This window comes from Candidatus Poribacteria bacterium, assembly GCA_026706025.1.
GTDB lineage: Bacteria > Poribacteria > WGA-4E > WGA-4E > WGA-3G > WGA-3G.
The window spans coordinates 94,361-118,524 of sequence record JAPOZO010000002.1; the positions used below are offsets into that span (position 1 = coordinate 94,361).

The 24,164-nt window shown below is 47.0% G+C and carries 17 protein-coding genes; 16 read left to right on the top strand and 1 reads right to left on the bottom strand.

Going from position 1 to position 24,164, the window contains the following annotated elements; all coding sequences use genetic code 11:
* The first annotated feature begins 8 nt into the window (after positions 1-8).
* The 13 genes from OXH00_00450 (at position 9) to OXH00_00510 (ending at position 19,428) form a co-directional block, all read left to right on the top strand.
* Positions 9-755 (top strand): hypothetical protein, encoded by a 747-nt coding sequence (locus tag OXH00_00450; GenBank protein MCY3739466.1) that lies wholly within the window; start codon positions 9-11, stop codon positions 753-755.
* Entirely contained in the window at positions 745-3,276 is a 2,532-nt protein-coding gene (locus OXH00_00455; GenBank protein MCY3739467.1) for an alpha-glucuronidase family glycosyl hydrolase, read from the top strand. The genes OXH00_00450 and OXH00_00455 overlap by 11 nt, the downstream gene beginning before the upstream one ends.
* Positions 3,277-3,293: 17 nt before the next feature.
* Positions 3,294-4,400: a hypothetical protein gene (locus OXH00_00460; GenBank protein MCY3739468.1), complete on the top strand. Its 1,107-nt coding sequence runs from the start codon at positions 3,294-3,296 to the stop codon at positions 4,398-4,400.
* A gap of 35 nt (positions 4,401-4,435) precedes the next feature.
* On the top strand, positions 4,436-5,260 hold the full coding sequence (locus OXH00_00465; GenBank protein MCY3739469.1) for a phytanoyl-CoA dioxygenase family protein: 825 nt from the start codon (positions 4,436-4,438) through the stop codon (positions 5,258-5,260).
* Between the two features lie 226 nt (positions 5,261-5,486).
* Positions 5,487-6,302, top strand: a complete 816-nt coding sequence (locus OXH00_00470) for a phytanoyl-CoA dioxygenase family protein (protein ID MCY3739470.1) — start codon at positions 5,487-5,489, stop codon at positions 6,300-6,302.
* A gap of 198 nt (positions 6,303-6,500) precedes the next feature.
* The gene (gene sppA, locus OXH00_00475; GenBank protein MCY3739471.1) at positions 6,501-8,972 is read left to right on the top strand and encodes a signal peptide peptidase SppA; all 2,472 of its coding nucleotides are present in this window, start codon (positions 6,501-6,503) and stop codon (positions 8,970-8,972) included.
* A gap of 55 nt (positions 8,973-9,027) precedes the next feature.
* Positions 9,028-9,690, top strand: coding sequence for a protein-L-isoaspartate(D-aspartate) O-methyltransferase (locus OXH00_00480; protein MCY3739472.1), 663 nt, complete (start codon positions 9,028-9,030; stop codon positions 9,688-9,690).
* Positions 9,691-9,784: 94 nt separating this feature from the next.
* On the top strand, positions 9,785-10,747 hold the full coding sequence (locus tag OXH00_00485) for a hypothetical protein (GenBank protein MCY3739473.1): 963 nt from the start codon (positions 9,785-9,787) through the stop codon (positions 10,745-10,747).
* 15 nt (positions 10,748-10,762) lie between these two features.
* Positions 10,763-12,157 carry a hypothetical protein gene (locus OXH00_00490; GenBank protein MCY3739474.1) on the top strand — a complete coding sequence of 465 codons (1,395 nt, stop codon included), beginning with the start codon at positions 10,763-10,765 and terminating at the stop codon, positions 12,155-12,157.
* Between the two features lie 668 nt (positions 12,158-12,825).
* Positions 12,826-13,854, top strand: coding sequence for a YCF48-related protein (locus tag OXH00_00495; protein ID MCY3739475.1), 1,029 nt, complete (start codon positions 12,826-12,828; stop codon positions 13,852-13,854).
* A 118-nt stretch (positions 13,855-13,972) separates the two neighbouring features.
* Complete coding sequence (locus OXH00_00500) at positions 13,973-15,118, top strand: pyridoxal phosphate-dependent aminotransferase (protein ID MCY3739476.1); 1,146 nt, start codon at positions 13,973-13,975, stop codon at positions 15,116-15,118.
* Positions 15,119-15,428: 310 nt separating this feature from the next.
* The gene (gene thrB / locus OXH00_00505; protein ID MCY3739477.1) at positions 15,429-16,373 is read left to right on the top strand and encodes a homoserine kinase; all 945 of its coding nucleotides are present in this window, start codon (positions 15,429-15,431) and stop codon (positions 16,371-16,373) included.
* A 187-nt stretch (positions 16,374-16,560) separates the two neighbouring features.
* A complete protein-coding gene (locus tag OXH00_00510) occupies positions 16,561-19,428 on the top strand; it encodes a cation transporting ATPase C-terminal domain-containing protein (protein ID MCY3739478.1) in 2,868 nt (955 codons plus the stop codon).
* A 13-nt stretch (positions 19,429-19,441) separates the two neighbouring features.
* Here the strand turns inward: OXH00_00510 and OXH00_00515 are convergent, their stop codons facing one another.
* Complete coding sequence (locus OXH00_00515) at positions 19,442-21,421, bottom strand: hypothetical protein (GenBank protein MCY3739479.1); 1,980 nt, start codon at positions 21,419-21,421, stop codon at positions 19,442-19,444.
* Between the two features lie 269 nt (positions 21,422-21,690).
* Here OXH00_00515 and uppS point away from each other — a divergent pair, with 269 nt between their 5' ends.
* The 3 genes from uppS to rsgA all read left to right on the top strand — a co-directional run.
* The gene (gene uppS / locus OXH00_00520) at positions 21,691-22,494 is read left to right on the top strand and encodes a polyprenyl diphosphate synthase (protein ID MCY3739480.1); all 804 of its coding nucleotides are present in this window, start codon (positions 21,691-21,693) and stop codon (positions 22,492-22,494) included.
* A 185-nt stretch (positions 22,495-22,679) separates the two neighbouring features.
* Entirely contained in the window at positions 22,680-23,447 is a 768-nt protein-coding gene (locus OXH00_00525) for a sugar phosphate isomerase/epimerase (protein MCY3739481.1), read from the top strand.
* 16 nt (positions 23,448-23,463) lie between these two features.
* The coding region (gene rsgA / locus OXH00_00530) for a ribosome small subunit-dependent GTPase A (protein ID MCY3739482.1) at positions 23,464-24,164 on the top strand (701 nt) is incomplete at its 3' end.

A 24,164-nucleotide genomic window follows, 5' to 3' on the forward strand; every position in this document is an offset into this window, starting at 1 on the left:
TTTGTACCATGCTTATATTTTATCTGGCAATCGTGGTCGTGACGGTCCCACTCGGCGCAGGAATCGCTTTTGTATCCCAGATACAGCAAAAACATTTTGGAAACATATTCGGGTTAACCGCTGGCGCAGTCCTTGGTGTTGTTTTGGTAATGATGATGCACCTTTACACCGATGCAGGATACGTCACAATCCTCGTAATGTGGGGTGGGTTCCTTCTAATCTCAGTGATAGAACACCTTACAACCCACCAGCGGGATGAGACCGAAAGCAACGCCGATAAAAAGAGATTTGGGTGGGGCGTCAACTTAACAGTCTTTGGCTTAGCGCTCCACTCACTCACAGATGGACTTGCTCTGGTTATCGCAGCAAGAGAAGAGGTCCTCGGTGGTGCCCTCGCATTTGGTATATTGATCCATCGCTTGCCAGTCGGGGTGCTCATCACCGTTGCACTCCTTCGAGACCAGATATTTATTAAAGCATTGGCGCGGCTAACGCCACTGATAATTGGACCCGTGGTGGGCGCAATATTGGGAGAGCAGCTGCTCCGTGCGGCTTTCGCGGAATTGACGGATTACCTGACAGCATTCGCCGTAGGTACGCTTTTGCATGTCGTCATGGATGGGTTCCGTGGCAAATATACTGCTGAAGATACTGGCTTGAGTCGCACCGCGAAAGTGCTATTTGTCATCGGATTCGCACTGACCTTTTGTGTTATCTACTTCTTTCAGGGATTTGAAGGTAAACATGTCCATTAAAACGCGATGCCTGATGTCTCTAAACACGGCACGATATAAGAAAGGTTTCCGGACGCTTATTGTTGTATTTTGCTTTCTGATCTCTGCTGTGCAAGCAAAAAGTAATGAAATTCCGATCGCGGTATCCGGTGAACCGAGGGCGACACTTCAAATTGGCGCGAATGCCTCGGAGCAAGAACAATTTGCCGCCGAGGAAATCCAAACCTTTATCCAGCGATTCACAGGGGCTAAACTTGACATCCGCACCAATCGACAACAGACAGAAACCCCAACAGCGATCGTGTTAGGCACCCCCAAATCAAATCCCACGATTGCAGGACTACAAGCGAACATAGAACTTTCGCTTGGAAAAGAACTCGGAGACGAAGGCTATCGGATTAAAACAGTTGAAGTCGGCACTGAGATTGTTATTGTTGTGACAGCACATACCGAAAGAGGCGTTGTCTACGGCGCGTACGCCTTTATCGAAAAATGTATTACGGCGTTAACCGGATTAACACCGGTGCATCCAGAGGTGCCAGTTACCAGAGCGCAGGTACTACTCGTGCCGTTCATAAACGAGACATCGGCTCCGTTTTACCCCGTGCGCGCCGTGCTGGAGGTAGAAAGTCCAGATTGGCTCGCACGCCACCGTATCAATATGAGTGGCGGCGAGGGGGTTTGGACAGGCACAGGAATCGAAGATGGGTTCGGAACCGCTTTCAAATATGTCGATACACCGGCGTTTGAAGCACTACAAGACGAACCGATAACCCAGCGACGGGACCGCATCGCAACGCTACGAGATCGGTTCAATGCCCTCAAACGGCGCGGGATTGATGCTTACCTCTTTATGTATGTGACCGGCGAACCGACTGAGGCACTGATTCGAGAGCGGCCGGACGTTTTGGGACCAGAAGTATTTTACGGGGCATCTCGGAACGAAGTATCTTACCGACCATTCTGCTGGTCCAAACCGGAATTCCACACGCTCGCAAAAGAACTGATTCAGGCGATTGTACACACTTATCCAGCACTTGCCGGTTTTCACCTCAGGTCATGGGGACACGAGACGCGCGCATGCGATTGCCCGGATTGCGGTGATAGAACAGAACAGGGACAAGCGAAACTCTGGGAAGTCTACTTTACAATTATTGATGCCGCGCGGGAGATACGTCCAGATTTCAAATTCTATGTCTCCGGGTATGACAGCAGCTGGCTTAAGGATGCTGAAGGTGTCTATGCACGCCGGTTGCCGAAAGGTACGATTTTCTCGCGAAAGTGGGGCGCAGATGGCGAACCGGTCGCAGATGCCGGAGTGCCTATCCAACAAATTAGGGCACTTGGTGAAATTGGGCATCGCTTCATAGTCTTGTCGCACGAAGTGGAAGAGGTAATGCCCTTCTGGATGCTGGAGAGTGATCTGTTCGTAGAAGGTGTCCGGCGACTCGCCAATGATCCTGAAGTCATCGGTTTAGGTGGTTTCACTGTCCAAGGGGCAACACAGGGGTTGGGATACCTCGATAGACTCGTCAGTGCACGCCTCAATTGGGAGGTCGAACTCGACTATTTTCAGTTACTTCTTAATGAATTGATAGCCCGATACGGTGCTGAAGCCGCCCCACGTATTCTGAATGCGCTACGCGTAAACGGATGGAACATGGCGAATTATTTTTCCGATTACGCTGGATCCTTAACCGTAGGCGGCACCTACGGGAGCGGCTCTGCTGGACTCGCGACACGGTTCTGGACGCTGATCGGACCACGGGCGGTAGAGGATACATTGGCTATCCCCGAATTTAAGATCGCCAAATTTGCCTCGAACCGGTTTACCGCACTTTTGGCACCACAACAGCAATCCGCAAATGAGATGAGGGCGGCAAGTGAGATCGCGAAACCCTTTGATCTTGAGGCAACTGAAGATTTAAGCGACGCAATTCACTTGATGGAGTTGTGGGTATTGTTATTTGAAAGCCGTACCAAATTAATAGAAGCGATAACACTCGGCTACCAACTCGGAACGGCAGAGGCAATCCGTGCCAAACTTATAAGTGCCACTGAATTCTCAAAATCCATACAACCGCACATTAAAGGAATTAAGGAATTTATTCCACTATTTGGGTATTCACATCAGACGATTGAAGCGGAGTTGTTGAACACCTTAAATGCAGAAGCCGCTTGGTTAACAAATTTCGATTATCAGACGCTTCAGAAACATGATACGGACTTCTCGCCAGAGGATACCTCTCTTCAAGTTTGGGACATTCATAACTATCCAAATCCCCTGAAGCGAGAAACGACATTTACCTATCGTTTGTCGCTGGATGCAGATGAAGTCTCTATCACAATTTATACAACATCTGGGCGGAGAGTAACGGTCTTGAAAGAGGCTTCAGCAAACGAAGGCTACAACGAACATCTGTGGGACGGACGAAATGATGACGGCGTGTTACTTGCCAACGGGGTCTACTTTTACAGGATACGTGCTGTCATCGGAGAACAAACCGCGCAACTGCTCGGACGCTTGGCAGTATTACGGTGATACGAAAAAGGAGGGCAATGATGCTTCGTGTGTATATTGTGTGCCTGACGCTTTTACTTACGATAATCGGTTGTAAATCACAAACTTTGCAGGAACATCTTTTAGAACCACCACCGCCTCTTATCAATTTCGCACTGAGTCGAAGTGGCGCAACTGTAGAGGCCTCACAATCCGTACCAAATCATCGCGCTGAGGAGGTAATTGATGGTGATACCACCTCTGAAACATGGGATGAAGGGAGTGGTTGGGGGAGCAGCTTAGAACATCTCCGCACCTCCGACCTGAACAAGCGGCCTTATGTGTCTGTAACACTTGCCAAACCTGTTGACATTCGCAAGATTGTCGTCTGGACGGTTGACTCTGAGAAATATCCAGCACCGCAATTCGGGTTGAAAGATTACCGGATTGAGTATTGGCACGGCACTGGCTGGGGACTTATTCCGTCAGGTGATACGAAAGATAAGCAGTATACAGCGCGAAATAACACGAAAGGCAAGCGCGTTCACGAAGTCCGGCAACGTCTCATTGCAAGGCAAATAAGACTTGTTCCGGTCTCCTCAAACGACACGGTCCGGAATTACCAACACATGGCAGGTAAACGACCTGTGTACGAAGTAGAAGGTGTCGCACGGGTAATGGAACTTGAAGTATGGGGGTATGCCGCGCCGGAGGTATATACGCTTCAACAGATTGTGCAGGGCATCCCACCTGAATCCGTGGGACATTCTGTGCCGACAGAGACACAGGTGGCGAAAGATCAAACCGAACCGACTATCAAAGAGACCATCCAGAGTATCTTAAACCGATATGAACGTGGATATGACATGGCTCATCTCGCACAGGTTATGTCCTGCTTCTCAGAGGCGTATCTATCGAATGGACGTACATATCAAGACGTTAAAACCAAGGTATCACATTTTTTTCAAACGTATCATCAGATTGACATGACGCTGACCGATGTCAACATCCATCCCAATATCGTTGACGATACTGCAATCGTAACCGGAGGGTACACATTGCAATATGTCACCAAAACGGATGGGCAGGTTAAACAGACATCAGGCAAAGTGACGCTGATCCTCGCGAACGAGGCGGAGACTTGGCGGATCATCCGAGCGGAATAATGGGAGTCTCAAACCCGACTTGCAAAGGAATTGAAATGCTTCAAGAACAATCTAATCTTTGGGCAAAATCATATATCAACGATGGATATTTAATGCTTCCAGATCTTATTACATCAGAAGAATGCGACGCGTTAAAAGCAGAAATGCTGAAAATCTTTCGTGGTGATTACCCATGCGATGCAATTCCACCGATACCAGAAACAGCGAGCGAACTGGAAGTATTAGATAGAATCATGTGCGTCGGCGAACCGCACGTCTTTAGTCCCCTCGTCCGGCGTTACATTGAACATCCAAAAATCTGTGAAGTGCTTCGAGTCATTGTCGGCGCGCACATTCCGTTTTGGGATGGCGGTGTAAAATGCATGCAGTCGATGATGCTAAGCAAGGTACCCGGACATACTGGGAACCCGTGGCATCAAGATGAACACCCGATTCCGACGCGCGATCGATCACTTGTTGGTGCGTGGATAACTTTAGACGATGCAACAATTGAAAATGGTTGCATCTGGGTGCTGCCGAATAGCCATCACTCAGGGGTCATCTATGACCGTTTTCCACACGACAAACGCCACGAATTTGATAGTTGTCACGAAGCCGCAGGCTTTGATGATACTGACGAAATTCCGATTGAAATGTCAGCCGGTAGTGTCCTGTTTTTCAACGGCTACCTTTTACATCGCTCCAAAAAGAATCGTAGCAATGCCTACCGGCGTATCCTTGTGAGCCACTATTGCTCAACAGCATCATGGTTAGGCTGGAAAGGACAGCGGAACTATCGCGGGGTTGTCACTGTCACTGGTGAAGATCCGTATATTGACGAAGGATATGTCACGCCAAATGTCTGGGCGCGATGGGAGTAGTGCTCTATCCATTTTCAAATTGAAGTTAAGCCCGGTTCGTAGTAGGGCAATTCATTGCCCGTTCCTGATGTCTGGGCGCGATAGGAGTAGTGCTCTATCCATTTTCAAATTGAAGGTAAACCCGGTTTGTAGTAGGGCAATTCATTGCCCGTTCCTGCGTGCGGTAAATCGTACGGCTACGAACCGATCCTAAAAGCACCTGACCGAACCGAAAGGAAATTAAAAAATGAAACTGACAGAACATCAAGTGAATTTTTTCAATACGTTCGGATACCTCGCAATGCCGAGCCTGTTTTCCTCGAGCGAGATGGAATGGATTACAGAAGAATTTGAACTTACGATTCAAGAATTCGGCGGCGGTAAAAACCACGACGGAACAAGTCGGACAATGTTCGGCGGCCCCATTGAGCATCGTCCTCGACTCTGTACCTTGCTTGATGATGAACGGGTCAAAGGACTTATCGGTGGCGTGATTGGTGAGGATTTCAACTACGCGGGTGGTGATGGCAATTATTACACCGGCGACACCGGTTGGCATCCTGACGGAGGTTGGGGAAGACTCTTCGCTTGTAAAGTGACTTTCTACCTTGATGATCTGACGAGAGACACCGGATGTTTACGCGTTATTCCCGGCAGCCAAAACCCAACACATTTCGTCAGAGCACAGAAGATTGATCCGAATCAATCGGAGGCACTCTACGGCATCCCGGCCCGCGACTTTCCAACCAGCATCGCCTTGGAAACCTCTCCCGGTGATATCGTGATTTTCAATCACGATACCTATCACGCATCGTTTGGCGGTGGTGCCCGACGACGGATGTTCACGATAAATTGCACGCAACATTGCACAACCGAACCGGATTTGGAGACGTTGCATCAATATCTGAGTGTCCACTCAGCAGGCGGGTACCAAATTGACACCGGCGCGGGGATGTTTTTCCCAACGATGGTTGACACTGCAGATGAAAACCGAAGAATCCATCTCCAACAATGTAGCGACATCCATGACGAACTGTTCCCACAATATGCGCGACGCTCTTAGCATCTATTGTTCAGAACTTGCACAAAATCCGTTATGGGGAGGCTTGAAACCTCACCAGCCTCATCTAATGTATAGGAGACATGTAAAAATTGCGTAAGCCTTAGTGTTTTTATTGCAATTTTCGCTGTTTTGTGGTATTCTATAGCATAGGTTTTAAACTGTGGATTGATGTGATTACTCACTTGCAAGCCCTATTAAATGAGAAGCACATTTATTGGTACGCCTTCATATAACAAGTCCTTAGGGTACGTCAGGAAGGCTGTTATCTCGGCAGCGTTCATCTACGGGATGAGCACGCTTTACGCTGCCGCCTCACCATCCAAAGTTCGCACGCACTTGCCTTCGAGTTCCATCGCTATGAGCGATGATGCCTTAGCCACCTTCTTTAATCCTTCAGGTCTCGGTACAGGTCGTGGTTTAAACCTATACTATCTCCGAACATATCAGAGCGATTGGGCAGGCGATGACGCTTTTTTCCTCGCTGTCCCCGGAGCAGGCTTCGGCATGGAATTTGTTACTGCTGACGCAGACACAGATTTCACTCGCTATACATTTTCTGGCGGATACCACTTGGGCAAGGCACTCTACTGGGGCACAAGTTACAGTTGGATGAATTCGGACGATAAAGGTTATGACGCATTCCGATCTATCTCCCTCGGTTTGATGTACCGGCGACGTTACTTTTCAATCGGGGCAACCGCGCGCGATCTTAACAGACCTAAATTGCTTGGAGAAAAAATTGGGCGCACCTACGACTTCGGATTAGCACTTCGCCCAGGAACATGGCGGACAACACTCTCCATTGACATGCAGAAGACGCAAGGTGTAGAGGATTTAGCATTTCGATATGCTTTAGAAATTCGTCCTATCCGTGAATTCATGCTTCGCGGGACTCTAAACAACGACCTAAGTTTTGATGTCCGTTTCGGTATAAATATCGGAAATTGGGGGGTCGGCACAGGAAACGCCTTCGACAAAAATCGAGACCCACAAGCCGGGGTCGGCTATTTCCATTTCTCCAATGCTATTAAAACGAAACCTATACCCCGTCGCCATATGTTCCTTGACCTACCGATGCAATCTCTCAAAGATGTCCTCCCGATAGCCAAATGGGACGAAGATATTGCTGGGATTCTCGTTCGTATCAACGGAAGCAATTGTGGCATTGCACAACTCCAAGAGATGTCAGACGCTATCTTGGACTTCAGGGAATCTGGGCGTGTTGTACTTTGTTACCTCACTAATTGCTCCACCGGCGACTACATCGTCGCATCTATGTGCGACGGCATCTTGATGAACCCTGCCGCTGAAGTACGATTGATCGGTTTGCGAACAGAACGTTCTTTTTACAAAGGCGCGTTGGACATGCTCGGTATCAGAGCCGACCTTGAACGTAGCGGTAAGTATAAATCAATGACCGAGCCATTCACGCGCAAAGAGATGTCGGAAGCACACCGTGAAATCCAGAATATTATTCTTAATGATCTTTATGAACAACTCGTAGAGACAATCGCAGATGGGCGCGGATGGACACACGAAAACGTCAAGAAACGAATTGACGAGGGACCCTACACAGCACGTCAGGCACTCACTACTGAACTCGTAGACCGGCTTGTCTATGAAGACGAGCTCTTTGATGTTGTGACTGAACTCACGGGTACCCGCACCGATTTGGTGACATTAAATGACTACGCAAGTCGTGGGTTGTACACGCAGGACTGGCAAGAACCACAGCCGAAAGTTGCGATCGTTGAGGCGAAGGGATTGATGTTAACAGGCGATAGCTTTGTTGATCCACTTTTGGGGACACAAGTGATGGGCGCAGATACAATCGCACGTATTATCAAAGATATAAAAGACGACAATGATGTCAAAGCAGTCGTCCTGCGGATTGATAGCGGCGGTGGGCTTATTACGGCAGCCGATACGATATGGCGTGAATTGGTACTACTGACCGAGGTCAAACCTCTCGTGGTGTCAATGGGTGATGTCGCGGCATCGGGCGGCTATTATATAGCAGCCCCCGCAAATACTATCGTCGCCGAACCCGGAACAATTACCGGTTCTATCGGCGTTGTCAGCGGTAAGTATAGTTTCAAAGGGCTATATGAAAAACTCGGCATCGACAAGGAAATCATCAAACGCGGTGAACACGCCGATTTTTACTCAGACTATGGAGACTATCCACCGGCAGAACAAGCAATCGTGCAGAAACAGGTACAGGAAATTTACGAAGACTTCATCAAAAAGGTGGCACTTGGAAGAACGAAGTTAACCGTAGAAGATGTTGACAGACTCGGACAGGGACGTATCTGGTCGGGTAGACAAGCAAAGGAAAACGGGCTTGTGGACGAATTAGGCGGCTTAAGTCTGGCACTCGCAATCGCGCGACAACACGCAGGATTAGGAGAAAGGTCGTTTGAAATAATCCGATTCCCAAAAAGGAAATGGTTGTCACAAATATTCGGGAATCTACTATTGCCATTTACGACACTATCTCACACCGGACTTGGAAACGGAGGCATAGCGGACGCGGGGGTGGAAACCGAATCTCCGCTATGGTTTATTACCCGTTACGCAGGTTTGAACACTACCGCGAGACTTTTAAACATAATCAAAAAACATAGGCTTTTTCTCCTGATGCCTTATCACATAAGTGTGGGTAATTAGAATACCAGTATACTGGGGCTAAAGTCTTAAAACTAATGTCCGGAGCAGAGGTAAGATGCTGTTCGCTAAAAACCATTCAACACTGCGCCGCAAAATGGTCCAAAACCAAATCGAAGCGCGGGGTATCCATGACCCTCAAATACTTGATGTCATGCGAAGGGTAGAAAGACATCTCTTTGTAAAACCTCAATACCACAATGTCGCATATAAGGATGGACCGCTACCAATCGACTGCGACCAAACAATCTCACAACCCTATATCGTCGCACTGATGACAGACTTGCTCGAGCTCACGCCAACGTCAAAAGTGCTTGAAATCGGCACCGGATGTGGCTATCAAACGGCGATACTTGCTGAACTGGCGAAAGAAGTTTATTCCGTTGAGATTGTACCGATGCTTGCCAAAAATGCGAAAACACGATTGGAGGGACTCGACTATCGGAATGTCCATTTCAAAAAAGGGAATGGACATTATGGATGGCAAGAATACGCACCTTACGACGCTGTACTTGTAGCCGCAGCACCTCAGGACGTGCCGGAGCGGCTCGTTCAGCAACTCGCAATGGGCGGTAGAATGGTGATTCCGGTCGGCGATTCTGAGCAAAATCTGCTTTTAATTCGGAAAGGTTTTCAAACTGGAAATAACGCAACGCCGTCTATTCAGACAAGCGAAGTCACTCCTGTCAGCTTTGTACCAATGACAGGTGGACCGAAGTGAGTGCCCTATCAAAATCCTGCCACGTTTGCTACGTAGAAGATGTCAATTCGGAAGTAAAACAAAACTATATAATTTACTATAAAGGAATAATAAATTGAAACACATACTCTATCTGCTTCTATTTATCGCGATGCTTTCTCCAACTGTCGCCTTCACTGCATTTAACGACATCGGTGTTGGCGCAAGACCTTTAGGTTTAGGGGGCGCATTCGTCGCTCTTGCCGATGATAGCAACGCGGCGAACTACAACGCTGCAGGCTTAGGATATATTGATGCAATCCAAGTTGGTGCCACAAGGGCTCAACGCCTCAATGGGCTTGTTACCTATAATAGTATCAGCGGTATAATCCCATTCGGGAGAATAGGTTCAATCGGCGCGAGTCTCGGTATTCTTGCAGAAGATTCCGAAATTTATCGGGAACAGGCGGTGTCCATTTCCTACGGCAACACTATTTTCAAGCAATTAGCGATCGGCGCGAATCTGAAGCTCTTTGGTATCTCTTTTGACGAGACGAACGAATTCGTCGCCGAGAATCCATATTTCGGTCAAACATCGAGTTCAGCCGTTTCTTTTGATTTTGGGGTGATTGCAAAGCCGTTTCAGAGTTTGAGTCTCGGCGCATCCGTAGAGAATTTACTTCCTGCGAATACAAGTATCGCTGATACAAGTGTCTTTGACGTAGACCCAGACCCAGTACCCCTGAACATCCGCGCAGGTTTAGCATACAGGCTTGAATCTATCGCAGAGATGAGTGCGCAAGGTGCAGCGGTCAGCAATTTATTGAAAGGTAGTTTAGGAGCTTTTGAGGTCGCCGCTCGTAATGGAGAGATTTATATACGCACAGGTTTAGAAGTCTGGTTGAATAAATCCATCGCTGTCCGTGGCGGTTACGGGTTAAAGAATGGCAGCGATTCTGCTACAACCCTGAGTTTCGGTGGAAGTGCCAAACTTCCGATTAGCAGCACTGCCGTCCAAATTGATTACGGCTTTCAGCTGCTCAGCGGAGATTTTCAGGACAACATAACACAGCGATTTTCTATCAATCTACTATTTTAGAAAAGAGTATACCCAATGAAAAACACACAGATTGCTTTAACACTTATTGTGAGTCTATTCATCGCTCTGAACAGTTATGGCGCGGTCACCTCTGTCGGAGAGATAAACGTCGTTGGTCAAACACAAGGCATTGTTCCTGCCAGTTCGACGGTGCCACTGATTGTGACGCTTGTAATAGACAGGTCACTCGCAGAGCCGGGTGAAGAAATTAAGGTCATTGAAATCTCAATGCCATCCGGATTTCTGACTCAATCTTCCTTTTTTCAAGGTATCCTGCGAGACCGCAACCAAATCGTAGCCCGACCAGTCGTCTCCGGCGGAAATATCCTGCGCGTTGAACTCGCAGATGTCATCCGCGATTTCCAGAATTCGATCTACGAAATTACCTTTGACTGCCAAACACCGAACACTGTCACATTAGAGGCAGTGTTCAGAGTACGCCTGCGCAATCTTGAGGATGCTCCTATCGGCGAATTCATCCGACCCCAACAAGCAGACGGGAAACTCAATAACGACGATTTTACATTGCAAGTGATCCCAAACATACCACCTAATCCTGTTATAGGGTTCACCACCGAAGCCGATACGACCGGTGAAAACGATGTGACGCTCCGTTGGCAGAAATCAAATGATCCAGATGTCAACGGTTATCTCATCTATAGAGACAAAGAAGATCCTATTGAGGTCAAAGACCGGTTCTCAACCACATTTCGGGATGTAAACGTTCCCCCAGGAACACATACCTATCAGATAACCGCTTACAAGACGCTGTTCTTGCAATCGGAACGTTCCGCTATACAAACAGTGAATGTATCACCGGATACCGCTGCACCAGAACCGCCGATGATGCTCACTGTTACGACTTCAAGCGAAGGTGTGGAAATTTTATGGAAGCCGAGCGTTAGTCGTGATGTCACGACTTACCAAGTCCAATTCAGTTCTTCAGTCACCGATATCGAACCCCTTCCCAACGGCGAAATAGGGGTAATACCAGATGATGAGCTTACAGGATACAAACTGATTGATGACCGCGTATTGTCTATAGGTAGTTTTACGTATGTTGTCATCGCAATTGACGAAGTGGGTAACGCATCCGCGCCGGCACAGGCAAAACTTCGTATTTTTGATAAACCCTATCCAAACCCGTTTACGCCACTCTCTCCAGATAAAGATTTCAATCAGGTCGTGTTCCCTGCACGTGCACTTGAAGATGCTTCGGGCGAATTTACAGTGCACATCTACGACATTGATGGAATGCTTGTCAAGACCCTAACAGCACTCCCCAGTGACACGGAATTGACCTGGGACGGTCGCGACGAAGCGGGGGAAATTGTGGAAAGTGGCATCTATGTCTACCAACTTCAGGTAGGGGAAAGTTTTAAAACGGGGACGCTAATTGTCGCTAAGTAGCAACAGAACTTGAGGTTTGCCGTCACAGAGGCACGGCAAAGTTAAATCTTTTCGACGCACACCACTGCTCACTACATCGGGCAGCTTTGCCTCAACTCAAAAAAATTATCACTCTCTTCATTTTCAAAACGCCATGCTTTAGCTTGGAGATGTAGAAAATGCTTTTAATTTTGTTGTTGATAGAAATTACAATTTGTGATACAATCTCTTTTGTAATCGGCATGGGTTGTGAGTTGATGCATTGGTATATTGCTTGATATTGAGACAACTACGTAAAAGCCATACACCTCCTAAATATCTAAAAGATGCTTGACAGTCGTTCTCAGGGAAAGAATTTGTCTAAACGACACATCCGAAAAACACACGACTCAAAACTTTTCGTAAGGTGCTTTTAAAGCACGCAGTTGGGGCATCAACTGTTGGAGTAGGCTTCATAAGACTGGTATTACCAGCAAAAGTCGTTGATACCACAATCTCACGCAAAGCACAGCATTCTAAAGAATCTCTGTGCTTTAGCACAGAGAGTATGTCAAAATTTTAATTACCTATCGCAAGCCCTTGGCTTGTTAATACGCATTAAATCTTTTTAACAGCAATTTTCAAACCCCTGCAAGTTACATCACAAAGGGCATGCTGTTAATCCAACATCAAGAGGAGATATAATAACAATGAACAGGCTTGAGCCACGCCCATTCTGGCGGATAACACTACTGGCAATCGTCGGCATCTTAGTAACGGCTTTGTCTGCCACAGCAAATTGGGATATCCTTCAAAAACAAGACCCCGAAATTCGGGACTATATGTCGATCTCGTTCACAAGCGCGAAAAATGGTTGGGCAGTCGGTGTTTCGCCCCTGGAATTAGACTATCCCGGTTTTGTCGGATATACGACAGATGGTGGAGCAACATGGAATAAAGCCGAAATTGATGTGGACGCTCAACTCGCCAGGGTCTATTTCTTAGATGAAAATCACGGGTGGGCAATCGGCGAAAACGGCAAGATTGTCGCCACGACTAACGGTAAAGATTGGGAAATACAAACCAGCAAGGTTGACAACCCGCTTAAAGGAATCTACTTCGCCAATAAAGATGTAGGATTCGCTGTCGGTGCCAACGATACCATTCTCTCAACAAAAACAGGAGGGCGGACTTGGAAGGTGCTGCAAGGTGGGGTAATCGGTGCTGTTGGTGATGACGAAGCAACGATGTACAACGCCGTTCAGTTCCTTGATGAATCCACAGGCTGGGTTGCTGGCGTACACCTTGTCCCCCAAGTCAGTCAAAATAGCGTGATTCAGAAGACGATGGATGGTGGACAGACTTGGGAAGCACAAGAGACTGGCGCGGAAGATGTGCTTGAAGACCTCTTTTTCTTAGATGATAAGCACGGCTGGGCTGTCGGTGAAAACGGTCTTATCCTCCACACGAGCAACGGTGGCGACAAATGGACTATACAGACAAGCGGCACTGAAGAAACACTAAGAAGCATCCAATTCGCTGACAAATATATGGGTTGGGCTGTTGGTGGAGACTTAGGTGTCGGTGTGATTGTACATACCAATGACGGTGGTAAAAACTGGGAAGTCCAAGATCCGGGTGATGACATGGTCCAACGGTTCCGGATGAATAGTGTTTTCATTTTAGACAAACAGGTCTGGTTAGCAGGTGGAAACGGCGTAATCTTGCTGGGAAAATAAATTATACTTAGCTTGATGACATTTCGCTGCGCAAAGGTTGAATAACTAATATTAGGTCATCAGTGAATGGTTAAGGGACGGAGGTAGAATTTTGGAAACATCCACATTCGCAACGCGGATGAGTCGATTGGGAACAGAGTCCGCATTTGAGGTGCTTGCCAAAGCCAAACAACTCGAGGCACAAGGTAAGGACATCATTCACCTTGAGATAGGACAGCCAGATTTCCCAACACCGAGCAATATTATTGAGGCAGCTTACAAAGCCATGAAGGAAGGGCATACCGGCTATTGTCCATCTGCTGGTGTGCCAGCATTTCGTGAGGTCGTTGCACAGCATATAACTGATACGCGAGGCATTACAATACATCCTGACGAGGTCACGGTAACCCCCGGCGCGAAGCCAATCATCTTCTTTACTATCCTCGCTCTAATAGACGATGGTGATGAAGTGATTTATCCTGAGCCGGGTTTCCCGGTCTATGAATCCGTTATTGACTTCATCGGCGGTAAAGCGGTGCCCCTACCGCTTCGCGAGGACGTAGGTTTCCGGTTCCGACTTGAAGACCTCGCCGACGCAATCTCTGATCGGACAAAATTGCTGATCCTCAATTCACCTCAGAACCCGACAGGTGGAACGCTAACTCTTGAAGACCTCGAAGCGATTGCTGAACTGGCACAGAAACACAATTTTTATGTGCTCACAGACGAAGTCTATTCACGCATCCTCTACGAAGGTAAACATCATAGTGTCCTCAGCCTACCGGGCATGAAGGAACGCACAATCTTGATTGAAGGGCACTCTAAAACTTACGCGATGACAGGCTGGCGGCTCGGTTATGGCATCGCACCGCAAGCAATCGCTGATAAAATTACCCAACTAACTATTAACTCAAACTCGTGTACTGCCACCTTCACACAGCTCGCTGGAATAGAGGCACTTACCGGTCCTCAAACCTTTGTCACAGAAATGGTTACAGAATTTCAGAAACGCCGTGATGCAATTGTGGATGGACTCAATGCAATTGACAGGGTCAGTTGTATCAAACCTCTCGGTTCATTTTATGTGTTTCCCAACGTAACGCAATTGCCGATTTCATGTGAAACACTCGCCGATTATATCATGGAAGAGGCAGATGTTGCGCTTTTACCCGGAACCGCCTTCGGTAAATTCGGTGATGGGTATCTCCGGCTTTCGTACGCCAACTCCTTAGAAAACATCCAAGAGGCATTGGACAGAATGGAAACTACAATCTCAAAATTGTAATTTTAAATATTGAGTTTTCGCTCCGATTTGTCCTGCTTCGCAGTGAGAACCAAATCGGGTTTTCTCCTATATGATGTTTCAGTAATTCCCGAACGTGCTATGAATGGCATGACTACAAGCGGATTGGTTCGTAATGAAGCGATTCATCGCCCCTTAATTACCGAAATTATTTTTTCAAACTTCATTAAGGAGAACCAAACCCGTAATGTAATGGAGGGTGACTCGAACGCGAAAATTGTTGGGTAACCAACAATGGAACTTATCCGCAAGGAAATAAAAAAATAACGCGAAAATTGTCGAGTAACCAATAATGGAACTTATCCGCAAGGAAATAGAAAAATACCAGAAAGTTACTGCCCGTATTCCAGCAAGTACAACAAACCTCGGCCCCGGGTTTGACGTGTTGGGGCTTGCCCTCCAACTCTACAGTAAAGTGACGTTGGAAGTCACCGAAACCGACACTCAAGTCGTTGTTAGCGGCGTAGACGCGGATAAAATACCAAGCACACCCGAACATGTCGCGTTTCAAGCAGTAGAACTCGTCTATGACCGAAGTGGCACCAAACGTCCAAAAGGTCTCAAATTGCAGATAGAGAACGGAATACCTGCAATCCGTGGATTAGGGGGAAGTGGGACAGCTATTCTTGGGGGGTTACTAACGGCGAATGTGTTCTGCAGGACTCCATTTTCTGACGTGGAACTCCTCAATTTTGCAACAGAACTTGAAGGACATCCGGATAATGTTGCTGCTTCTTTGTATGGTGGCATTGTCGTCTCAGCGCAGGAGAACGCTCAGGTGCATACGGTTCGATTAGAATGTCCACCTGTGCTTTCGGTTGTACTGGCAATTCCGGATTTCCCGCTTTCAACGGAACAAGCGCGCGGTGTGCTACCAACCTCAGTAGATTTCGCGGATGCCATATACAATACAAGTCGGAGTACATTGCTAATCGCAAGTATTGCCACAGGGCAATTTGAGATGCTTCGCGTCGCCATGAAGGATAGATTGCATCAACCCTACCGTGCCTCGCTGATTCCAGGGTTTGATGACGTAGCCAAAGCTGCTACCTCCGCTGGCGCGCTCAGTGTCGCTTTGAGTGGAGCGGGACCGACTGTCGCAGCCTATTGTCTGGAGCATACAGGACAGGTGGCTGAACAGATGCAGTCCGCCTTCAGAAAACATCAAATTGCATCTGATATTAAAATTCTAAAACCGGATATTGACGGAGCAAGTCTTCATGTTGAGAACCTCTGAAAACCAATAATTGAGAATTAATTTGACAACTAAACGCTAAGGAATTTTATCCCAGAGGTTCCGTCTTAGAACTATAGCAAATTTTATAATTAACAATAGACCGTTGATCAGCGCGCTTCGTAAGCGGCTTATCAGCAGAGGGCTACATATTTTCGTATATCATCATAAGCACTGAAATTATAAAAAGATGTCAAATTTTCATACAGAAAACATTGCATCAATACTGAACAAATTCGACTCCAACATGGACCAAGGGTTGAGCGCAGAAGCCCTTGAGAAAGCGAAAGCGCGGTACGGCAAAAACGAAGTCGCTTCAAAGAAAAAAGTCTTTCCGCTTGGGGCGTTTCTGGAACCGTTACTGACATGGCGGGTCATTGTTTTGGCACTCGCCACGGGTATATTGGTCGCTTTGTTTTCCAGCGGTACGAGCAGTATCACCCTTCATACGGTAGGTATTGTTGCAGCAGTTTTAGTTATCCATATCGCGTACGCGTCTGCAATAGTGTATCGCGCTTGCAGTCGGGATGCCAATATCAATAAACTCATGGCGTATAGGATCAGAGTTATTCGACAAGGAAAATTTGAAAAATGTGCACCCGAGGATATTGTTCCCGGCGATTTACTCTCGTTGACTGCAGGAGATTACGTGCCTGCAGATGCCAGAATCATTGAATCTGAAGGACTGATGATCGATGAATCCGCACTCTTTGGGACCGAGGGACCCGTACAAAAGATAAGTACGGATATTCCAGAATCTGCCTTACCGCCGGAAAAACAAAAAAATATCGCATTTGGTGGGACATACGTCGTAGCAGGACATGGGTTCGCAATCGTTGTGAAGACCGGAAAACAGATAGAAATATGGAAGCAGCATCAAGATGATCCGCCGACATCTGTCGCGAAAACGCTCGCTGAAAGCGAAACACGGGATTTACATGCGATAATAAAGATAGTAGGCATAGTTGCCGCAGCTATCGCTGTAGCCGTTGGTTGGTGGTTTGAGTATCAGAATCGAGTTACCGATTGGCACTCCCTAATCCTTCTCGGTTTGCTATTCGCATTGGCATCTGCACCAGGCAATGTTATTGGGTTGCTCCGATTGTCGTTTTCTAAACATACCGAAAAATTAAGGGCGAAAGGGATCACACTCCGCAATTCAAATAGCCTTGAAAAGTTGAGTCGCATCACCATTTTTTGTGCAAATGAAAATGGACTTGCTACGACACGCGCCCTAACGATCTCGAGTCTTTTCGTTGATGACCAACTCGTTGATGGTAATACGTGGCGAACATGGTTGGATTCCTTGAAAGAACTTTCCGCTGCGGAACGACAAAAAGCGGTTGCAGCGATACCACATGGTGGGAAAATTCCGCAAGGTGCGCCCCACTTAGTGTTCACTGCTGGGCTTGGCACCTCTGACGGGCGGAATGTGCCTAACGCAGCTACTTCCAATACCGCAGCAATTTCGGGAACCGAGACTAACGAGACGGCACCTTCACCCAAGACCACCATCCAACAGAATATGGAAAGGCTCGGCTATCAATTGGAGAGTGTCAAGGCTAAACTCCCTTTGGTGGATGCTTATCCTTCTACACGTAACTATGGGTACCAAATGCAGGTGTTCGAGTCAGCACCAGAGGACTATCTTAATGTCATTTTTGGAGACGCGCAGACTGTACTTGACACCTGTGGCTCCGTACTCATTAATGGCGAAATTACACCCCTCTCGGACGACAAGTATGAGATGTACCATGAAATCATAGACTATTTGCTCAGCACCAAATCCCAGGTTTATGGTGTCGCTTTTCACTCCTCTGATGTTATTCTGAAGCCACAAGAAATGGAAGACAATCCTATCTTTTTGGGTTTTATAGGCTTCTCTATCAGCAATGATGAAGAGACAAAAACAGTTCTGAAATCCAGCCTTGACACCGGTCTTAAAATTGTCCTTATCTCGGAAGGTAAAGAGCAAGAGACTGTTGACTTAGCGAAAGACCTCGGCATTGTTCACAACAGGAAAGCGGTAGCATCAAGAGAAGAACTTGACGCAGTCCCGCGTGAACAAATCGACAACGAAACAGCAAAATGGTTTGCTTATTCACAACCCACTTGGGAACAGCGCCGGAATATTGTCCTGAGTCTGAAACGTCAAGGACATGCTATAGGATTTTTGGGCCAAAATAGAACCGATCTACGTGCGATGACTGTCGCTGATATCGCGCTCGCTAATAGTGTGCAGGCATCACACGTTGTTCAAGCCGCTGCCGATGGACTCATCAATAGTAAGGGCTTTCAAGCCGTAAGGGATGCCCTGCTTCATGCCCGTGAAGCATATCACAACACAGCTGGATTCCTACGTTGGAATCTTTCCTGTACACTCTCCCTATTCTTCACACTCACTATTGGCACGGTTTTACACTATCTCTATAAAATGCCGATGCCGTTGACACTAACGCAGATCATTTGGGTGCAATTGCTCACAACGCTACTACCATCATTAGGTATGGGCACGGAACAGATATTCGCTGATGAAAAGCACCACCGACCGACCCTCTTTTCAAGGGCCCGTTTTCTCTCAAAAACAACAGGCATAGATATTATTTGCCGTGCCGTCACTATTAGTCTGATGTCACTCATACCGTTCTTCTTTATGTTGTGGCGTTCCCCCGCATTGTCCGATACCATCGGTGTTTCGACCCTAATGAGAGAGGTGTTCTCAGGTGGAAATACTGGGACTCCAATTCCGCTGGATATCACGATAGCGAGAACAGTCGTATGTACGACACTCATCCTCACACAGTTGGCAACATGCTGGCAAGTTTTGCGCTATCCATGGGAATCGTTATTTCAAAGAATATTCGCGAATTCCCGGCTCATTGTCATCTCCGTCGTCGTTATCGCACTTCACCTGATAACACTCTATATTGAGCCTGTCGCGCAGTTTTTAGGAATGGCACCACTCAAATGGGAATGGCAATGGATGCTCCTGTTTAGTCTGACGTTGTTCTTATTGCCGTTAAATCTGGCAATAAACTCGCGCCCAGATGACGATTAGAATCGGAGACCAACTACACCCAAAATCCGTAGGTAGGAATTCCAGCGATAATCCCTAAAATTGTCCAGAGACTCCCGATTGTGAATTCCCCCAAGATTAACCCTAAAAAGAAGGGGGCTACCTTCCGATGCCGTACAACACCACCATATTGAAGAATCAACCACTTGATTAGCCAACTCATGAAAAGACAACTCCACGTAACATGCATACCCCAACTCGTAGAGATCGCGAATCCAGCAGGATGAAAGGGCCACCATACAAATCGCATCCGAAAGAACATCAGCACTGTCGTCAGCAAGAAACCGATACCCATAAACCCGCTCTCAGCAATGAGTGTCTCTTCAGGGGCTTGCAACCATCCCGCAAGACGGCGATACGGCTCTATCCCGAAAGCACTCAAAGAGGGCCAATAAGCACGCACTTCCATCCCGAGTCGGTAGCCACGGTCAATTAATGCCCAAAACCCTGCCAACGAACCTAAAACCGTCGCAAGCACTAAGGCAAAGACGATACGATGCATCGTCATGTTTGTTCGCTCCATGATTTTGAAGCCTTCTAACTGATGCGGCATCGGATGGCTCCGATGGGCACGATTAATAAACCAAAACATGGAGAACATAATGAGGTTGCCTCTTCCTAATTGACGTGTGCCAACAGTCCGAGTCAGAATTTCATCAGGACCGGAATAGTGCAGATCGTGCACAGGGGTACCGAGTTCGGCGCGCATCCGGGTTATGGCGATCGAAATCATGTAATAGATAACAAAAAATGCGAACATCACCCAAAGTTCAGCACCGCCATAGTAGCAGAAAAGCACAAGGAACACCATTACAGCGATAAGACCGAGTGTCGCCCCGCGATAGGACATCGCTTCCTGTGTTTCGCGCCCTGAAGCACTGACGACAGTATTCTCCTGTTGAATATTTAGTCCCACAACGGTTTTCGCAACGTGCAATAGATGTCTGCGACTCGCCCAAATTGCCAAAACGCACAGCGCGAGGTAACCACCAGCCGCTTGCTCATTCATATATGGAAACCGAGGTAGCGTACGTAGACCAAGAGCAGCACCAAGCACACGCATAAATCGCCAATACCAGAAGAAAAACCAACATGAAAACGAAAGATCCAAAGGAATAAAGAAACCAAGCCCGATTGCAAACGGATACAGTGAAAACGGGATTCTGCCCATAGCATTCCACGGACTTTCCGTGAAGACTTGAAAACTCCGTACGCGGGTCCTGAATTCCGGTAAGATTGGATATAAAAAGTTGATTCCGTTCCAAAGGGCAAGCGCGCCAGCAATCCCAAATCCAAGCCACATCAACTTGTTCTGAAATAGACGGTTCTGCGGTGTTTCTGTTAACTGGAGCGGGAGTTGAATTATCGGGTAACTTAACTTTTCGTGCTCAATCCACTGCTTTCGGACTATTATATTGATGCAAAGCATTCCGAAGATCAACACAGTAATAAAAGCACTCCACCAAAGGACAGGTGTTGCCCATCCGAGCAATGTCTCAGCCGTATAGAGGGGCAATTCCCCGTCATAATACCCGCTTAAAAGTGATGGATCGCTGACAGTGAGCCATTCTGGAAGAAATGGTACGAACAACTGCTGCCACTCATTTTCTGGGGTAGCAAAGCGGAACGCATGCCCTAACATCGGCACCAAAATTTCAAGCATGTCGTGTCCAGTGATCCCCGAAGCAATAGACAGCATCAGGTAAACAATCACCAACTCGCTCTGGACCAACGCCATACGCGGCACAAAACGGCGCAATAATTGATTCACACCAATAACCACGAACAGACTGAAAATCACATTGAAAAAGAGGGAGATGGTCACGGGGTGACCTGAATACCGAATAACCTCCATCTCAATGACCCAATAGCAATTAATCGGTATCAGGATAACGGCAATAAGAATAGATTTGAGTGTAACACCGTGGGCTGGAATTTGTGATGATGCTGACGATCCGGAAGTTTCAACTTCCATATAAACTATGACTCCAATGGACGCGAACTGATGTCTTTTAAAATTCCATCTTATAACACACCAGTGAATAATTTTACACAAATTTACCACACCCGCTATAACATGTCAACCTATAATTCGGCAGTGGATTCAAAATCGTCTGTCAACCGAGACAGTTACAGAAAATAGACTTTATTTATATAACTTTTTCATGTTATAATGCAATTTGTTATATGTGCTTGTAAGTTGTGCCCTAATCGCAACTTACCACAATAAATCAGGATGCAAACATGAAACCATTCCGCTACATTAAAAGACAAATTGAGAAATTTTTTTATAGGGCTTACCAGCGGCGTTTGGAGTCCGAAGCAAATACATGGAAAATCCCACGTCATATCGGTGTAATCCTTGATGGAAACCGCCGTTACGCCAAAGCCAGTGGACTTGAGAATGTTATCAAAGGACATCACGAAGGGGCAAATAAATTAGAAGAGGTACTCCATTGGTGCGATGAACTCGGCGTTGAGATTTTTTCTATATGGATCTTCTCGCTTGATAACTTCAAACGCGCAGCACATGAAGTCGAAGGTATTCTTGGACTTATTGAAGGGAGAATGCGTGAACTCGTCACAATTGAAGGACTCCATACTAACCAGATTAAGGTACGCGCAATGGGACAAATAGACCTGCTACCCCCAAGCCTTCAAGAAGCGATTCGGGAAGCAGAAGAAGCGACACAACATTATGAAAAGTTCATCTTAAATGTCGCTGTTGCTTACGGCGGTCGCGAAGAAATCATTGAGGCTTTCCGGGGACATCTAAAAGCCGAAAGTGACAGTGGAAAATCGGTTCGCCAAATTGCAGATGAACTCACTGTAGACAAAATTACACCCTATTTATATACATCAAACCTCCCCGACCCTGAGTTAATCATTCGCACCAGTGGGGAAGTACGGCTATCAGGATTTTTACTCTGGCAGAGCGTTTATTCAGAATTCTATTTTTGCGATACCTATTGGCCCTCGTTCCGGAAAATTGATTTCCTCCGTGCCTTACGTGCCTATAGCCAACGCAAACGCCGATTTGGAAAATAAAGGAATATCATGTACTAATAATTCACTGCTTTTCTACTCGGAATTGTTAATAAAGCGGTTCCGAGATTTGAACTTAACGGTTTTTTCAATACATACCTCGTGGCACTATTAATTCTTGTTATTGAAAGTATTTTACATTCATTTATTTCTATTCTTTAGGCACACCTCTGAGAAGGAGCGAATACATGCGATTTGGAATCTGTACCAGTTTAGAAAATGTCAATCGGCTCGCAGAAGTTGGGTATGATTATATCGAATTAGGGGTACGCTCCGCGTTGATACCTGAGTCAGACGAAGCCGAATTTCAGAAAATCCGTGAGCAGGCAGCGAACGCCCCTTTAAAACCAGAGTCCTACGCAGGCTTTATCCCCGGTGATCTACGCGTGGTAGGCGATACTGTGGATTTGCCACGTTTGTCTCGCTATGTGAAGACTGCTTGCCGCAGAGCCAATGAAATCGGTGGCGAAGTGATCGTTTACGGGAGCAGCGGTTCTCGAAATATAGCGGAAGGCTATTCACGCGAACGTGCATTGGCACAGATCGCCGAGTTCCTTGAGATGGCTGCAGATCACGCCGAAGCATACAACATGATTATCGTAATTGAACCGATTTGCTTGCGAGAAGGGAATATCCTCCGAACCGTCGCGGATGGCGTTGCCATGGCAAAACGCGTAAATCGTCCAGGCATCAAAGCATTGGCGGATCTCTATCATATCTATCAGGAAGAAGAGCCGATGCAAAATATTATTGATGCCGCGGAGTGGCTCGCGCATGTCCACATCGCGGAGCCTGTCAAACGCTCTTACCCGGGAAACGACGATTTCGATTTTACAGATTTCTTCACCGCGCTCCAAAAAGCAGGCTATAACGGTCGCATCTCGTGTGAGTGCAAGTTTGATAATTTTGATGAAGATATTGAGGTAGCTTTGAAAACGATGAAATCTTACGTCTGATAAATTCTTGGAGGTGGTGTTTATCCTCACACGTGAACAAGGTAGAGTCATCCGGGCGCGAACAGGGTTTTATGACGTTCAGCATGATGATGTCACCCTGCGATGTACACTCCGCGGCACACTCAAACGGAGACATCGCTCAGCAACTGGACGCAGAATATATGCAGATCCAGTGGCTGTCGGGGACAAAGTTATCTTCACGCAACTTGATGCCGAGGAAGGTGTAGTAGAGGATGTTCTGCCCCGTCAGACGAAGTTCTCACGGCAATACGCAGGAAGGCAGGGCGACATCGAACAGGTTATCGTTGCCAATGCAGATCAAATCGTAGCCGTCGCATCTACATTCATGCCGCCCCTTAATTTTCGGACACTGGATAGATTCCTAATCTTGGCTGAAGCCGGTGACATGGACGCAGTCATATGCCTCAATAAGATGGATTTAGTGGACGCAACCCAACCGGAGGAATTTACCGAGACTTTTACTAATTATGAGAGGTTGGGCTATCAAGTGCTCTATACCAGTATCCATAAGCCCGAAAGCTTAGACGCGTTTCGACACGCCTTAAGGAACAAATTTAGTGTTATCATCGGTGCATCCGGCGTAGGAAAGTCCAGCCTGCTGAACGCGATTCAACCCAATTTAGGCTTGCGAACCGGTGAGGTCGGCATCAAGACCCAAAAGGGGCGGCATACAACGACGCTCGTTGAACTCTTTGC

Bases quoted from the DNA above. Each gene is read 5' to 3' on its own strand.
- uppS (MCY3739480.1), top strand. From the start codon at position 21,691: ATGAAACCATTCCGCTACATTAAAAGACAAATTGAGAAATTTTTTTAT.
- OXH00_00480 (MCY3739472.1), top strand. From the start codon at position 9,028: ATGCTGTTCGCTAAAAACCATTCAACACTGCGCCGCAAAATGGTCCAA.
- sppA (MCY3739471.1), top strand. From the start codon at position 6,501: ATGAGAAGCACATTTATTGGTACGCCTTCATATAACAAGTCCTTAGGG.
- OXH00_00450 (MCY3739466.1), top strand. From the start codon at position 9: ATGCTTATATTTTATCTGGCAATCGTGGTCGTGACGGTCCCACTCGGC.
- OXH00_00510 (MCY3739478.1), top strand. From the start codon at position 16,561: ATGTCAAATTTTCATACAGAAAACATTGCATCAATACTGAACAAATTC.
- OXH00_00500 (MCY3739476.1), top strand. From the start codon at position 13,973: ATGAGTCGATTGGGAACAGAGTCCGCATTTGAGGTGCTTGCCAAAGCC.
- OXH00_00495 (MCY3739475.1), top strand. From the start codon at position 12,826: ATGAACAGGCTTGAGCCACGCCCATTCTGGCGGATAACACTACTGGCA.
- OXH00_00460 (MCY3739468.1), top strand. From the start codon at position 3,294: ATGATGCTTCGTGTGTATATTGTGTGCCTGACGCTTTTACTTACGATA.
- OXH00_00515 (MCY3739479.1), bottom strand. From the start codon at position 21,421: ATGGAAGTTGAAACTTCCGGATCGTCAGCATCATCACAAATTCCAGCC.
- OXH00_00470 (MCY3739470.1), top strand. From the start codon at position 5,487: ATGAAACTGACAGAACATCAAGTGAATTTTTTCAATACGTTCGGATAC.
- OXH00_00455 (MCY3739467.1), top strand. From the start codon at position 745: ATGTCCATTAAAACGCGATGCCTGATGTCTCTAAACACGGCACGATAT.
- thrB (MCY3739477.1), top strand. From the start codon at position 15,429: ATGGAACTTATCCGCAAGGAAATAGAAAAATACCAGAAAGTTACTGCC.
- OXH00_00490 (MCY3739474.1), top strand. From the start codon at position 10,763: ATGAAAAACACACAGATTGCTTTAACACTTATTGTGAGTCTATTCATC.
- OXH00_00525 (MCY3739481.1), top strand. From the start codon at position 22,680: ATGCGATTTGGAATCTGTACCAGTTTAGAAAATGTCAATCGGCTCGCA.
- OXH00_00465 (MCY3739469.1), top strand. From the start codon at position 4,436: ATGCTTCAAGAACAATCTAATCTTTGGGCAAAATCATATATCAACGAT.